10 protein-coding genes are annotated in these 14,963 nt (G+C 68.3%); 4 read left to right on the top strand and 6 right to left on the bottom strand.

Features of this window, described 5'->3' with window-relative positions:
• Positions 1 to 29: 29 nt before the first annotated feature.
• Genes KIK15_RS05845 through KIK15_RS05835 form a run of 3 tightly spaced genes read right to left on the bottom strand, consistent with a single transcriptional unit; the run spans position 30 to position 3,824 of the window.
• Complete coding sequence (locus KIK15_RS05845; RefSeq protein ID WP_307851749.1) at positions 30 to 1,124, bottom strand: PDR/VanB family oxidoreductase; 1,095 nt, start codon at positions 1,122 to 1,124, stop codon at positions 30 to 32.
• A 7-nt stretch (positions 1,125 to 1,131) separates the two neighbouring features.
• Positions 1,132 to 2,040 carry a metal-dependent hydrolase gene (locus KIK15_RS05840; protein ID WP_214243131.1) on the bottom strand — a complete coding sequence of 303 codons (909 nt, stop codon included), beginning with the start codon at positions 2,038 to 2,040 and terminating at the stop codon, positions 1,132 to 1,134.
• An 11-nt stretch (positions 2,041 to 2,051) separates the two neighbouring features.
• Entirely contained in the window at positions 2,052 to 3,824 is a 1,773-nt protein-coding gene (locus KIK15_RS05835) for an SDR family oxidoreductase (RefSeq protein WP_214243130.1), read from the bottom strand.
• Positions 3,825 to 3,939: 115 nt separating this feature from the next.
• On the opposite strand from KIK15_RS05835, the gene KIK15_RS05830 reads away from it, so the two are divergent.
• The 4 genes from KIK15_RS05830 (at position 3,940) to KIK15_RS05815 (ending at position 10,673) form a co-directional block, all read left to right on the top strand.
• Complete coding sequence (locus KIK15_RS05830; RefSeq protein WP_214243129.1) at positions 3,940 to 5,616, top strand: hypothetical protein; 1,677 nt, start codon at positions 3,940 to 3,942, stop codon at positions 5,614 to 5,616.
• 142 nt (positions 5,617 to 5,758) lie between these two features.
• Entirely contained in the window at positions 5,759 to 7,654 is a 1,896-nt protein-coding gene (locus KIK15_RS05825) for a hypothetical protein (protein WP_214243128.1), read from the top strand.
• Complete coding sequence (locus KIK15_RS05820; RefSeq protein ID WP_214243127.1) at positions 7,651 to 9,306, top strand: O-antigen ligase family protein; 1,656 nt, start codon at positions 7,651 to 7,653, stop codon at positions 9,304 to 9,306. Before KIK15_RS05825 ends, KIK15_RS05820 begins: the two co-directional genes overlap by 4 nt.
• Positions 9,303 to 10,673 (top strand): hypothetical protein, encoded by a 1,371-nt coding sequence (locus KIK15_RS05815; RefSeq protein ID WP_214243126.1) that lies wholly within the window; start codon positions 9,303 to 9,305, stop codon positions 10,671 to 10,673. The genes KIK15_RS05820 and KIK15_RS05815 overlap by 4 nt, the downstream gene beginning before the upstream one ends.
• Here the strand turns inward: KIK15_RS05815 and KIK15_RS05810 are convergent.
• The 3 genes from KIK15_RS05810 to KIK15_RS05800 are packed head-to-tail and all read right to left on the bottom strand — an operon-like array spanning position 10,633 to position 14,839.
• Positions 10,633 to 11,922 (bottom strand): GNAT family N-acetyltransferase, encoded by a 1,290-nt coding sequence (locus tag KIK15_RS05810; protein ID WP_214243125.1) that lies wholly within the window; start codon positions 11,920 to 11,922, stop codon positions 10,633 to 10,635. The genes KIK15_RS05815 and KIK15_RS05810 overlap by 41 nt on opposite strands.
• Positions 11,923 to 11,969: 47 nt before the next feature.
• Positions 11,970 to 13,502, bottom strand: coding sequence for an oligosaccharide flippase family protein (locus tag KIK15_RS05805; protein ID WP_214243124.1), 1,533 nt, complete (start codon positions 13,500 to 13,502; stop codon positions 11,970 to 11,972).
• A gap of 2 nt (positions 13,503 to 13,504) precedes the next feature.
• The gene (locus KIK15_RS05800; RefSeq protein ID WP_307851748.1) at positions 13,505 to 14,839 is read right to left on the bottom strand and encodes a polysaccharide pyruvyl transferase family protein; all 1,335 of its coding nucleotides are present in this window, start codon (positions 14,837 to 14,839) and stop codon (positions 13,505 to 13,507) included.
• Positions 14,840 to 14,963 lie beyond the last annotated feature (124 nt).

Below are 14,963 nucleotides of genomic sequence, written 5' to 3'. Positions count from 1 at the left end.
GTCGTGGCATTCGCTGCCTGAGTCGAGTGTCAGTACCGCAGTCGCAGATCAGGTCCCGCTGCTCGCGACACACACGTCAGCATCCAGCCGGCGTCGCGTTCGGCCTGCGACAACAGCGTGTCGCGATGATCGATGGTGCCGGCGTCCACCTGCAACCGGCAGGTGCCGCAGAATCCCTGCTGGCACGAATACGGCACAGCGGGTCGCACCTTGCGCAGCGCGGCCAGCATCGTCTCGTCGGCGGCCACGTCCACACTCGTGCCGTCGGCCAGCGTCACCGTGAACGGTTTCCCATCGAGAACCGGTGGGGGACTGAACCGCTCGTAGTGCAGCTCGACGTCGGGTCGGGTCAGCAACGCGGTTCGGATCGAGGTGAGCATCGGTGGTGGACCACACGCGTAGACCGCGGTACCGGCCTGCACGCCAGCCAACAGCTCAGTGGCAGTGGGGATCCCGCCGTCGTCATCGGTGCGCACGGTCACCCGCTCGCCGAGTGCGCTCAGCTGATCGATGAACAGCAGCGATGCCGCCGACCGTCCGACGTAGATCATCGACCAGTCGAGATCGAGACGCTGCGCGGTGGCCACCATTGGCAGGATGGGGGTGATCCCGATACCGCCGGCGACGAACCGCAACCGCTGTGCAGCAGAGCCGCGGCCGGGAAGCGCCAGCGGAAATGCGTTGCGCGGTCCCTTGATCGATACCTCGGACCCGACCGGCAGCTTGTGCACCTCGATCGACCCGCCCCCGCCGTCGGGAATACGGCGCACCGCGATCCGATAGTGACTGCGGTCGGTGGGGTCACCGCACAGCGAGTACTCCCGCATCCGCCCTGAGGGCAGCAGCAGATCGAGATGCGCTCCCGGATACCAGGGTCGCAGCGGTGCGCCGTCGAGCGATTCGAACCGCAATGAGACCACGTTCTCGTCGCGGGCCACCACCGTGCGTTCGGTGATCCGCACCCGTGTCACCCCATCGTTGACCGGGGTCTGCTCGGGGAACCGGGTGAACCGCGACGTGGCCTGATACACCCGGCCGGCGATGGCCGCGGCAACCATGCCCGGATCACGCCGGAACTTGCCGTAGAGGTGCGGCGGGGTGGTGTCAGCAGGTGAATCTGTCACGGCTGGTTCACGATCCGGCAGCGCGCGCCGCCGGTGACGACGCGAGGTACGCCACCGCCTGCGCGGTGGAACCGATCTGTTCGGGTCGGAACGACGGTCGGAAGTAGCTGAAGGTGGCGAAGATGATCGACCGCAGCGTGGGCAGCACCCCGGCGCGGGCGCCACGGAAATACTCGGTCCACATCCGGCGGTAGGAATACGTCATGGTCGGATCGCATTTGGCGATGAACCGACTCCCACGATGGATGACCAGCAGCAGGCCGCTGAGAGCGAACAGCATCGCCCGACCGCGCCGCAGATATCCGTCGCCGAAGTACACGGCGACGTCGTGGGCCACGCTGCGGTGCTCCACCTCCTCCGCGCCGTGCCAGGTGAACAGGTCGGCCATCGCCGGGTCGGCGTGGTGCTGCCGCCAGGTGTTGTTCAGGGCGAAGTCTCCCAGGATGGCGGTGTAGTGCTCGATCGCGGCGATCAGCCACAGCCGCTCGACCAGATCGCGCCGGCGCTTGTCCTGCGACCAGGCGTGCTTGGGGGACAGTACTTTACGAAACAGGAACTGCATCTGCCGCTGGAACGGCCGCGGGTCCACCCCGTGGCGATCGAGGAACTCCCACAGCGCCTTGTCGTGGGCCTCGGCGTGGATGGCCTCCTGGCCGATGAACCCGCGCATGGTGGCGGCCAACTCGTCGTCGGCGACGAACGGCAGCGCCTCGTTGTAGGTGGCGACGAACCACCGCTCACCCTCGGGCAGCAGAAGATTGAGCATGCTGATCACGTTGGACGCCATCGGATGCCCCGGAATCCAGTGCAGCGGTGTCTGTTCGAAATCGAAGGCCACGTTGCGGGCGTGTAGTTCCACCGGTCCGGGATCGGTGTCGATCAGCGGAGCGTCGGCGGGCTGGAGCATCTCAGTCATCACGATCTCCTTCACAGGATCTTCATGCGGGCCATCCGCCGGGTGAGCCCGGGGAAGAATCGATACAGCCGATAGCTGACCGCCGACTCGACCGTCACCGGAACCACCGCACGGTTCTCGGTTACGGCGGCGAGAATCTGGGTGGCCACCCGATCCGGGGTGAAGCCGCGCCGCCGATACAGTCCGTCCATCCGGTCCCGTTGGCGCTCTTGCTCTTCGGCGCTGCGGCCGGCGAACTCGGTGGTGCGGGTGATGTTGGTGTGCACCACTCCCGGGCAGATGGCTGAGACCCCGATGCGGTGTTCGGCCAGCTCGGCACCGAGGGATTCGCTGAGCATCAGCACCGCGGCCTTGGTGGCGGCATAGGCGCCCAGCCCGCGCTGAGGCATGTAGGCCGCCTGCGAAGCGAGGTTGACGATGTGTCCACCCGCCCCGCGCGCCACCATCTGACGACCGAATACCCGTGATCCGGTGGCGACGCCCATGAGGTTGATGTCGACCAGTCGGCGGAGCTGGGTGTCGGTGGCGTCGAGAAGTGCTCCAGCCAAACCGATCCCGGCGTTGTTGACCACGATGTCGGCGATCCCGTGCCGCGCTGCAACCGTCTCGGCGAATGCGGTGAGCGCCTCGGTGTCGGCCACGTCGAGGGCGTAGGCGTGCGCGCGGCCGCGGCGGCGGGCGACCTCGGCGGCTGTCTTCTCGGCGGCGGCGAGGTCGATGTCGGCGACCACCACCTCGCTGCCCTGATCGGCGAACAGCAGGGCGGTCTCGCGTCCGATGCCACTGCCGCCGCCGGTGATGACCGTCAGGGTGCGGACGAGCGCGCCGCGTCGGCCCGTCACCCGCGCGCGGGCAATGGTGGGCGAATCATGCTCGGCCACTCGGGATTCGATGAAGTCGCGGGCCAGCTGCGCCAACAACTGCGGACGCGCATAGGGCAACCAGTGTCCGGTCGGCAGATCGCGGCGCCACAGGCGGGCGGCGTAGCGTCCGGTGTCGTCGAAGATCGCCGCGCGCAGGGCGATGTCGCGATGGTTGACGATCTCGAAGACCGGGATGTCGGTGGGGCGCGGGTTCGGGTGGAACAGGCGTGGGCGAATGTTGGCCCGGTAGTAGCGAAGTCCCGAGACGAAGTCGCGACGCAGGGTGGGCCCCACCACGATGTCAGCGGGGTCGGTGCCTTCCACGGCCTGCAGGAATCGTCGCCACACCGCCGGGTGGCCGACGGCGGCGAAGAACACCTTCGGGACCACCGGTAGCTGGAACAACACGGTGTAGGCCGAGGACGCCATCTGCGACAACGCGTTTCGCAACGACCCAGGCGTCGGGTGGGTGAGGCGGTCGCGGCTCCACCGGCCCAGCTGGTCGAGGCTGGGCCCCGACACCGAGGTGAACGACGCGATGTGGTCGTCGGCGCCGGCGGTACACACCGCCTCCCAGGTCTGTACCGAACCCCAGTCGTGGGCCACCACGTGCACGGGGCGCTCGCTGACCGCGCGGGCCACTGCGAAGAGATCGAGAGCCAGCTCGGGCAACGTGTATGCGGCGTCGCCGTCGGGGGCATCGGACGACCCGTAGCCGCGGGTGTCGTAGGCCACCACGTGGAACGACTCGGCCAGGATCGGGGCCACCTGCGTCCAGAGGTGATGGGTGTCGGGCCAGCCGTGCACCAACACCACCGTGGTGGCGGTCGGGTCACCGATGTCGAAGACCGCCAGGCGGACTCCGTCACGGACGACGGACCGCTCGCGCCAGGCGAGGGCAGTCGGGTGCGCTGCGTTCATCCGGTAGACGTTACACCCAGTTACATATAAGTCGCACGGATTCGTTCAGCCGGTGACTTGCGGCTGTACGATCAGCGGTGGGGAACGTCGTGACCACGGGTCACTGGGGGTGTACATGCGTCGCATCGTGATATCGCTGCTGGTCACAGGACTGATCGGCGTATTCGTGGTGGGCTGCTCCGATCCCGGCGTCCCGCCCGAACAGGTCGGCGAGTCCACCGGTTCGGTGGTGGGCTCGCTGGGCACGGTTGCGTTGCCCACGCTCGGCGAACCGGGACAGCTGGTGGTGGCCGCGTTGCGCTGGACCGGACCCGATTCGGTGCGCGCCAGCGGCGGGGTGCGCGCCTGGGCTGCCGTGGGGCCGGTCATCTCGCGCGCAGGTGCCCGGCACGCGCAGGTGATCTACGGCATCTCCGACGGCACCGGCAGGATGCAGATCGACACCGGCAACAGTGCCGACCCGGCCAACCGTGCCATCGAGGTGACCGTGCGCGAGTACTCCGGCGTGGATGTCACCGATCCGATTGTGGCCCAGGCGATGTCGAGCACCGACACCCGCAGCGCGAAGGCTCGCCCCATTCGTGGGGTGGGCGGTGCGGGGCTGATGGTCACCGTGCGTACCTCGGCGAGCGCACTGCCGCAGATCAGCGAACGCCCGGTGCGCTTGTCTGCGGGTTCCACCTCGCTGACGGTTCCCGACGGTCCAGACGCGGTGGGATGGTCGTTGATCGTGCGTGCGGGCGAGGTCGGTCCCGCTACGCGTGATCCACTGCGACAGCCGTTCTCCTCGAACAGCATCTGGAACACCGCCATCGGCTCGGGCGCGCGCTACGTTCCCGCGCGGCTGCCCGCAGTGCCCGGCGGCGACCAGTACGCCCCGATGCCGCAGAACGACCAGACCAGCATCATCCTCACCCCCACGGCCCCGCTGACCGAGCTGCGCTACAGCAAGGCGGCCTGGACCGGCGCCGATCGGTGCGTGCCCACCGGGTCTGAGGTCTTTTATCGGGTGCCCATGCCCAGCGACTACCGGGTGCCCTCGAGCAGCAACAACGAGGGCGCGAGCTGGCTGATGCCCGACGGTCGCACCATCAACAACAGCGGCCCGTTGGCGCGGTGTCGTACCGGCGGCTACGCGACCAGCGTCGACACCTCCAGTCCTGTCGATCTCTACGGCGACGGCATCTCCACCAGCCTGGGCGGCTCGGGCATCTCGGGGCTGATGGGCGCGCTGCGACGCGGCGAGATGACCCCAGCCACCGCAGGTACCGGAGTGCGCCACGCGCTGCGCATCAACGTCGACACCGACCGGCAGCTGTCGGTGTGCCCGCAGGAGCAGAACTGCTACCGCTGGCCGGCCACCAGCGCCGACCGCGACGCCGACCGGGCCTACGGCCGGCTGGGCACCGACATCCCATCGGCTATGAAAATGGGTGCGCTGCTTGCCATCCCGGCATCGGTCGACATCGATCGGCTGGGCCTGCGCACGGTACCGGGTCGACAACTGGCGTGGACCCTGCAGAACTACGGGGCCTACATCACCGACTCGACCGCCTGCGCGTGCTTCGCCATCGTCTCGGAGAAGGGGCCGCAGGGCAGCTTCGCCGAACAGTTCCGCCGCGACTACGGGTTCTCGTTCGAACAACGCGTTGCCGACAACTCGCCGTGGACGCAAGACCTACAGAAGATCGTCGTCGCACTGGCGGTGGTGGACAACAACGGTCCACAATCGATCGGTGGAGGCGGGATGCCTCGGCAGCCCGCCGCCCCACCAGTCACGCCGGCTCGGTGAGCCGGCGCGGCTTGTGCTGCACGACCACTGAAGTATAGTTAATTTCATTCGGCCTCAGAAATGTTGTGGCCGGATTCGTCGGCTGGGAACCGGCGGCAGCGATCGCGGGGCGGTCGCCTCGGGGGAACGTCAAGGGGGGACCTTGAGCTTTGTGTTGAACGCGCTCGACCGAGTGCGTCGACGGTGGTACGTCGTCGCTGCGGTCCTGGCGGTCTTCGTCGTGGGTGCGGGCATCTCGACGCTCGGCCAGAGCTCCACCTATTCGGCCAAGTCGGCACTGTCGGCGAGTTCGGTGGCATCGGAGAACAGCCCGTACGCGTTGTCGCTGGCCTACATCTACCTGTTCAACGATCCGTCGTTCCAGGGCAACCTGTTCCGCACTGCGCGAGTGCCCGCCGGGGTGAGCGCGATGGCCACCCCGGCCACCGTCGGCAGCATCTTCTACATCACCGCCACCGCCGACACCGGCGCCACCGCCATCTCGGCCTCCAGTGCGCTGGCCACCGCCTTCCGCACGCAGATCAACGCCGCGCTCTCGGCTGCCCGGCAGGACACCATCGACAACGTCACCGCCCCGATGGCCGACCGGATCGCCAAGCAACTCGACGTCCCGCCGGAGGAACGCGTCGCGCTGCAGGATCAGATCAACGTCATCAACTCCAACACCAACGGCACCCTCAACGCGGTGGGCTTGGAGTCCAACGCCACCGAGAACGCCCCCCAGACCACCAACACCTACGGCATCGCGCTGGTGGGTGGCCTGCTGGCCGGGCTCGCCGGTGCCTTTGGCCTCGACCTGATCTCGCGGCGGCTGCGGGCGGCCTACGACGTGACCGCCAAGACATCCTTCGAGGAGTCGGTGGGGATCGGCGACGCCGACGTCGACGACGGCGCGCTGCGGCGTGCCGATCTGCGTCACCTGGCCAACCGGCTCACCAACGGCGTCGATCCGGCTCCCCGGGTCATCGCGGTGGTCCCGGCGCAACCCGGTGCGCGAGGTGGCGCGGCCGAGGTGGCGCTGGCCCTGGTCGACGCGTTGGGCACCCCGATGTCACCGGCCACGCTGGTACGCACCGACACTCATTTTCGGGTCACGTCAGAGGCCGCGGGTGCCACCGGAGCCTGGGGCCCGGGATTCGTCGACCTGCTGGCCGACCCCAACTGTGATCTCGCCCTGCTGGCGCGCGTGCGTGGTCCCGGCGTTCGGGTCATCGAACCCGGTGATCCCTTGATCGACCCGGCTTCAGTAGTCATCCGTCAATCGGTGCGCCGCTTCTTGACCGCAGCCCTGGATTCGTCGGAGTGGGTGGTGTTGCACGCGCCGCTGCTGACCGAATCGCCTGAGGGACAGGTGATCTGCGCGCAGGCCGACATCACGGTGACGGTGGTGGACCCGATCACCGCGACGGTGGATGAGGTGCAGACCACCCGCCGGCTGCTCGCCGAGGTGAAGGCGCCGATCGGGTTGGCGGTCGTCATCGCCGCACCCGATGTGGCCTTGGAGGCAGCGCCCACGCGGCGTTACGGTCCGATCGGGCCACCGACGTCGACCGAGGTGCAGCCGCACGCTGCGGCCCCGATTGCCCAGACCGGTCATCTGCATCAGCAGTACGCCGGTCACGACCGCACCCAGGCCGAGTACACCCAGGCCGAGTACACCCAGGCCGAGTACGCCCAGAACGAGTACGCCCAGGGTGGGTTCGTGCCCGACGATCACATCCATGAAGCGCACATCCATGAGGGCCCCATCCATGAGGCGCACATTCATGAGGGCCCCATCCATGAGGCGCACATCCATGAAGGCTCAATCCACGAGGCGCACATTCATGGGGCCCAGCCGGAGAGCCCGCTGACCAACGGTTTCCTGCCGCCGGAACAGCCGGTGGAGCCGGTAGAACCGGTGGAACCGCTTGAGCCACTTGTCGATCCGTTCCCGCCGGTGCAGGAGTTGCCGCGGGAGGCGGCCTCGGCGCGACCGGTCGAACCGGCCGGACCGGCGCCGTGGTCGTTGGTGGGTCAGACCGGTGATCGGCGATGACATCGCTGCTCCCGGTGCGGGTCGGCGCCGCGCCGCCGCCCCCGCCGTCGGCACCGTCGACCCGGGTGCGTGGTGCACGCGGGCTGTTGTCGCGTCACCCGTTCGCCGCGCCTGCCACCGTGGTGTTGATGATCATCTCGGCCGTGGCCCTGATGTCGGTGGGTTTCTCCTCGATCCTCGCGTTCGCCCCCATCGCAGCGGTCATCGCGTGCGTGGCCGTCTGGCTGGGTCTACGCCATCCGTTGGTAGCGCTCGGCTATTTCCTTGTCGCACTGTTCTTCCGGTTGGCGTTGCCCCGGATCCTGCCGATCGACCTGTTCTTGCCGGCCTTCGCCGGGCTGCTGCTCAGCGTCGTCATCTGGTTGCGCGCCCATCCCCGCCGACTGCCCCGGATCGGCGCTGTCGAGGTGGCCATGCTGGCCTACTTCTTCTGCAACGTGTACTCGGCCATCACGCCGCACGAGTACGGCACCGAGTCCTACCTGTCGAACTCCGAGCAGCTCGACATCACGCGACTGTTGTTGTCCTGCACCGTGATGCCGTTCATGCTCTACTACATCGGCCGTACCGTCTCCGACGATCGTCGCCGCGCCGAAGTGGTGTTGTGGATGGTGGTGGGATTCGCCGCCTTCTCCTCATTCGTCAGCATCGGGCAGTTCCACTTCCCGTCGCTGGTGTGGCCGCAATACATCGTCACCTCGCCCAACTGGGTGGGTCGGGCCAACGGTGTGGCCAATCAGCCGGTGGTCAACGGCATCGGGTTGGTCGTCGGCTTCGCCGTCTGCATGTATCTGCTGAGCCGTCGGCATGCGTCACCGGTCGGACGGTGGATCGCCGGCATCGTCCTGGTGGCCTCGGCATACTCGGTCTTCCTCACCCACACCCGCATCATCTACCTGGCGTTGGTGCTGGTCCTGGTGGTCGGTGCCGCGATCGCCAAGGGGTACCGCAGCGGGTTCGTGCTCGCGGCGGTCCTCGGCGCCGCCCTGGTCATCGCCAACTGGTCGACGTTCACCAGCTCCGATCGCGCCAAAGGTGGTGTCGGGTCCACCAACGAGGTGTTCGACCGCCTCAACACCGCCGCCACCTCGATCTGGGCGTTCGAGCACAAACCGCTGTTCGGGTGGGGGCTGGGCCGGTTCATCCCCATCAACACCCTGCACCACCAGCAGTGGTCCACCTCCACCCCGTGGGACCGCGGGCTGGGGATCGCCTCGCACTTCAACGAATTGGGCATCCTCGCCGAACTCGGCCTCGTGGGTCTGCTGCTGTGGCTGGGTGTGCTGGCCACACTTGCCCACCGGCTGGTGCGGGCGTACCGCTCACCCCGCGAGGGCGATGAAGCCTTCTCCCGGGCGTTGACCGTCTCCGCTGCCCTGGCGCTGATGGTGCTCATCACCGCGGGCACCTCGGTGGATCTACGGCTCTTCGACTTTCCCTCGGTGCTGGTCATGGTGCTGGTCGGGGTGGCGGTCGGACAATCCGAAGGTCCGCCCGCACCCGGCACCTCACCGCCGCCTGCACCCGGGACCGGCAGCACCGGCGGGCTCGATCCCGAGTGGCTCAACGCCCCCGACCCTGAACCCGACACCACCGACCGCGATGCCGATCGCATTGCCGATCACGACCTTTCGACAGAGAGCACACGATGATGACCGACTTCTGGACCCGGCTGACGCGACGCTGGTGGATCATCCCGGCCACCGTGGTGCTCGCCCTCGGGGTGGCGCTGGTGGTGGGCTTGGGCCAAAGCACCACCTACACCAGCAAATCCGCGTTGACCACTTACTCGCAGAACCGAGCGCCCGAGCAGGACGCGGTGCTTATCCAGAGCTACGTGGACTTCTTCAACAACGGGGCCAACCAGACCACGCTGCGCGAGGCGGCCAAGGTGCCCGAGTCGGTCAAGTTCACCGCCATGCCGGTGGCCACCGGCCCGATCATGTTCATCGCGGCCAGCGGGTCAGATCAGCAGCAGGTGCGCACCGCGGCCACCGCCATGGCGATCGCCTTCCGCGACAGCATCAATGCCGGTGTACAACAGACCCGCGACAGCGCTGTCGCTGCGCTGCGCGCGCCGTTCCTGGAGCGGTTGGCGCGTAACGACTTCATCCTGCAGCAGGAGCGAGTCGAGTTGTCCCGCAGCATCGATGCGCTCAACGCCGACAGCAGCGGTCGCCTGCAGAACCTCACCAACGCCAACACCGTCACCAAGTCCACGCCCGACATCTGGACCACCCTGGCCATCGGACTGGTGGTCGGGCTGTTGCTCGGCGGTGCCCTGGCCTGGCTGATCGGTGGAGTGGCCCCGCGGCTGCGCCGCCCCGATCAGCTGGCGGAGGTGTTGGGGGTCAAGGCCTTCGATGTCACCTCGCGCGAGCCGGAAGGGCATCGGCTGCAGATGCGGCACGTGGTCAACGCGTTGGCCTTCGACGACCTGCCCAGCCCGGTGATCATCGCCCTGACCGGAGTGGCCGACACCCCGGCCACCGCGGTGGCCGCCGAGGAACTCGCTCGAATCCGCGCCTCCCAGGGCGCCGACGTGGTGGTCATGCGCACCACCCGAGACGGCGCCGGCTCGGCGCTGGGCGTGGTGGACATGCTGCGCTCGCCTGAGACGGTGAGCCTGGACGACGCCCTGCGTTCCACCGAGCGGACCGGCGGTATCGGGGCAGGCATCTCGCTGCTGGCCCCCGGCCACCCCGGCATCGATCCGTACGACGTGATGACCCGGGTGAATGTGTCAGATCTGTTGCGGCAGTTGAGTCGCCGCTTCTCGGTGATCGTGATCGAGTGCCCGCCGGTGACCGAGGCTGCCGAGGTGCAGCTGCTGTGTTCGTTGGCGCATCGCACGCTGATGGTGGTCGAGGCCGACACCGTGGGCGCGTCGGCGGCCCGGCGGGCCAGCCGATTGCTGGCCCAGTCCGAGGTGCACCCCTATGCGGCGCTGCTGATGGCCGAACGGGTGAAGGCCCCGCTCATGATCTCGTTCGGACGGACTGCCGCGTCTCGGCCATGACCAGCCACAGGGCTACGTCGGCGGTGGAGCCCTCACGCACCACCGCGTCGCCGAGGATGCCCTGACGGGTCATCCCCGACCCGGTGGCTACCGCGGTGGCGAATCCGTCACCAGGATCGGTGATCCCAGCCACCCGATCCAACCCCAGTGTGTCGACGCAGTGCTCGATGACCGCGCGCACCGCAGCAGAGATCTGCTCGGCGGACGGTGGGTGCACTCGGCGGGGATCGTCGAACACCACGACACCGATCTCGGTGATGCTGTGGGCCACGCTCACCCCCAGCAGGCTGATGATCGCGACGGGCGTGCCATCGACCAGCACGAGGAACTCGACGCGCGGAGCGGCATCGTCGAATCGCGAACCGGGGCGCACCGGGCTGATCACCGCCACCGGACGGTTCGTCGTGATACCCCGCAGCGCGGGTCGTAGGCGATCACGTAGTCGCTTGCGCCGCAGCGACACCTCTGGGCGCTCGGTCGAGATGACCAACGGCAGTGACAGTTCGCCGCGTCCGCGCCGCATCCGTCGGATCTTGCCCAGTCGATGCCGGACGATCGACGTCGCCTGCGACGCCGAACGGGGCCGCACCTGCGGACCGACGCCCGGCAGGTCGACGAGTACCGACCGTACCGACAACGGCGCTGCTGTCGGATCAGCCAGCCGAAGTGCCCAGGTACACAAAGCGTTCGAGGCCCGGTGGTCCGGACGCAGCACCCACAGATCGTGATCCTCGAACCGCCCGGTACCCACCGGGGCGAAGTCGGGCAGGGTGAGCTCGCGGGTGAAGCCTGCCGAGGTGCAGAGCCGGGCGACCCGTCCGTTGGACCGAGCCGATGGCGCGACGATACGGCGCAGACCGACGACGTCCATCCCGAAGTCGACCATCAGCCCTGCCGCCAACGCCCCGACCGACCGGCCGGACAGCCCGGCGTCGAGCCAGACCCCCAGTTCGGCCGAACCGTTGACCGGATCGACAGCGGTCAGGTTGCACTGGCCGCGCAGCACGCCATCGACCTCGATGACCAGGGGAACCGAGTGGCCGCGGCGGGCGGCCCGGCGAGTGTCGAGAAGCTCACGCACCCAGGTGTTCTCGGTGTGGCGCTCCTCCCACGTCTTGCCGCTGTACACCCAAAACGGCTCGATGTGTGCGCGGTTGGCCATGCGCACCGACTGCCACTGCACGAAGTCGGACAGCTCTGCGGGCCGCAGCCGGATCTGGTGGCCACTGATCTCGACGGGACCGAGCACGACGCAGCGAAAATCGGGCACGTCGCCCCCCACAGATCCCCGTCGTCTCATCTGTCCCCTCGCCTCGCAACCAGACGTACCACAGCTCGACCCGCCTCGGCGGTGGAATGCGGTGCGGTGACACTCAACACAGCCAGATAGACGACGATGAAGGCGACGGAGTCGAGCATCAGCATGACCACCGACAGGGCGATCGGGTGATCCTGGGCGTGCACGACGTGCCGGTCGAGCAACCACACCGCCACCGTGGCCACCGCGGCCGCAGGCAGGGGCGGGATGACAGCGTGGGCGATCTGCGACCAGGATGCGGCCAGCAGCGGTAACGCCAACCCGATCACCGTGAGCCCCACCACCAGCGCGGTGACCGACATGGCCAGGCCTGCGCCCACCAACCCGAGCCATGCGACCAGCGCGACGAGGCTTCCGATGCCGACGCTGACCTCGACGGCGGTGTACCAGTTGAGGAGTCGGGTGCGGCCAGTCGCCTTGATGACCTCTTCGCTGACACTGATGAAGGCCTTGCCCAGGCCGAGGCCGGCCATCGCCATGACCACCATGCCGCCGTCGCGCCACGGCTCGCCGAACACCACGATCACAGCGGGTTCGCCGAGGGCGATCATCATGCCGCACAACGGCGCTGCCCCGATGGTCACCCACCGCATGGCGCGCAGATACGCCGCCCGCATCCGGGCCTGATCGCCGGCCATCCGGGAGAAGGCCGGGAACAGCGACACCGCGCCGATCTCGATGATGGCGCGCACCGGGATCTGTGAGATGCGTTGGCCGTAGCGGAAGTTACCCAGCGCCGCCGAGGTGAGACCCCGTCCGACGATGAGGGTCTCAGCCGCGTTCTGCAGTCGGGCACCGATCGCCCCGAGCACCAGCGGCAGCCCGTAGCGGGCCAACTCGCGCCAGAGGCGGTAGCTGGCCCGGCCTCGGCCCGGACGCCAGTCGGTGATGGCCCACACCGAGATGACCCACGCGAGGAATGATGCGTAGGAGCCGATGACCAGGCTCCACACGCCGCACCCCAACGCGGCCAGGGTGACTGCGGTACCGGCGTAGGCCACCGAGACGGTGGGTCCCACGATGAGGCGACGCTTCACGCTGAACTCGCGCTGCAGCATCGACTCGGGGACGTTGGTGAGTGAGAAGAGCAGCAGGGAGCCAGAACTCGCGGCTGCGATGAGTCCGGCCGTGGTGCTGTTGAACAGCATGCCGATCACCGGGGCGGCGGCGAGCGCGCCCAACGACGAGATGACACCGCCGAACAGGGTGGCCCAGAACACCGTCTCCGCGGTGTCGGCCACGTCGTGTTCACGCTGCACCAGCCCCGCACGCAAGCCGCCCTCGACGAACTCGGCGAGGAAGGCGGTGATGACGGTGCCGGAGACGAAGATGCCGATTTCGGCCGGACTCAACAGTCGTGCCAACGCGACGGTCTGCACCAGCGTGATCAGTTCGCCGACCACCAGGGCCCCGGCCGACGCTGCGGCCACCCGCCCGATGCGGGTGGACATCGACGGCCCGCTCGCCGCTGAGACCCCGGTGTCCTGCGACGATGGAGTGGTCTGGGTCATCGTCAGGCTCGCTCGCTGACGGCGTCCAGGAGCAAGGAGTGCACTCGGTCGAACGCCGCGCGGCTGGTCGCGATCTGCGCCCGAGCACTGTCCCGCAAGGGTTCACGCACGTTGGGCGCGGCCTCCCAGGCGGCGTTGACCGCTGCGCGCAGTTTGGTCTCCAACTCGGGGTCGTCAAGGCGCACCACGGTCAGACCCAGCCCGAACATGTCGGCGAGGCCGAGGAACTTGTCGTCGTAGTACTCCGTGGAGGTGATGGCCACCACCGGGATGCCCTGCGACAGTGCGAAGACCGCCAGATGGTAGGCACCGGTGACCAGCACCCGGCAGTCGCCGACCCGGCGGGCCACCTCGCGCGGCGCGACAAAGCGGGGTAGCGGTGGCACGACCGAGCGGGCGCCGCGCACCAAGGGAAGCGTGGAACGCCGATCCTGGTTGCGGTATTCGGCGATGATCAGTGGAACCAACGGAGAACCGTTGTGCTCAGCGGCTTCTCGTACCACCTGGCCCACCACGCGCGCAGCTGCGTCGGCCACCGGCGAGTATCCGGCGATGCGTAGACAGATCCCGACACCCGTGCCGAGGTCGGCGCGCGCGATCGTGTGGGCCAGCTCGATCGCGTCGTCACCGGTCACCCGAACCCGCTCCGGGGGCACCCCGAACCGGTCCAGCAGGGCCGGACCGCGACGACGTTCGCGCACCGCGATCATCGACACCCCGGGCAGCACCTGCGAACAGCGGCGAGTCAGATCGTCGTCGGTCAGTGGTCCCACGCCCTGCCCGAGCAGCGCCACCGGGACGTCGTGGGCGCCGGCGTGCTCGACGAGATTGAGCACGCGCAGGGTTTGGGCCCGGTCGGCGTCGGTGAGGTATCCGCCGCCCAGCGCCACCACCATGTCGGCTTCAGCGGCCGCACGCATCGAACCGACATGCGGGCGTGGTGAGGCGAGTTCCTCGGGCACCGGGCGCTGCGGGAACAGGTTGCGCAGCAGCCGCCGGCGCGCACCGCGAGCCTTCTGAGGCAGCCACACCCGGCCGCGCAGGTGGGCCAATGCCACCGGTCCCACCACCCGCGGCCCGAGCACGCGGGCGATCTTCGAGATGAGCTGTGGGCGAGACCATGGGTCGGCGTCGAAGACGGTGATGCCCTCGGCCGCCGGAAAGTACGCCGCGAGCAGCGCCGGTGAGTCGGTGAGCACCCCGATGCGGGCGTGCGGCCACCGGGCCCGCAGACGGTCGACGGTCACCTGCAGCATCGCCAGGTCGCCGTTGTTGCGCAGCCAGTATTCGCTGTTCTCGATCAGTATTCGCATGTCCCCCACGGACCCCGAGTTCACCGGCACTCCCCGCGCCGGAAACGACGGATTCGATATCCCGAATCCATTTCCCCGGCTATACAGTGTCACGGTTGCCCGGCAATCGCCATCGACTGTGATCCACGCCGGGTCTGAAACGGGGGAT

It is taken from the genome of Williamsia sp. CHRR-6 (assembly GCF_018474015.1).
In the GTDB taxonomy this organism is placed as follows: Bacteria; Actinomycetota; Actinomycetes; order Mycobacteriales; family Mycobacteriaceae; genus Williamsia_A.
This window is presented reverse-complemented; position numbering and strand designations above follow the sequence as displayed.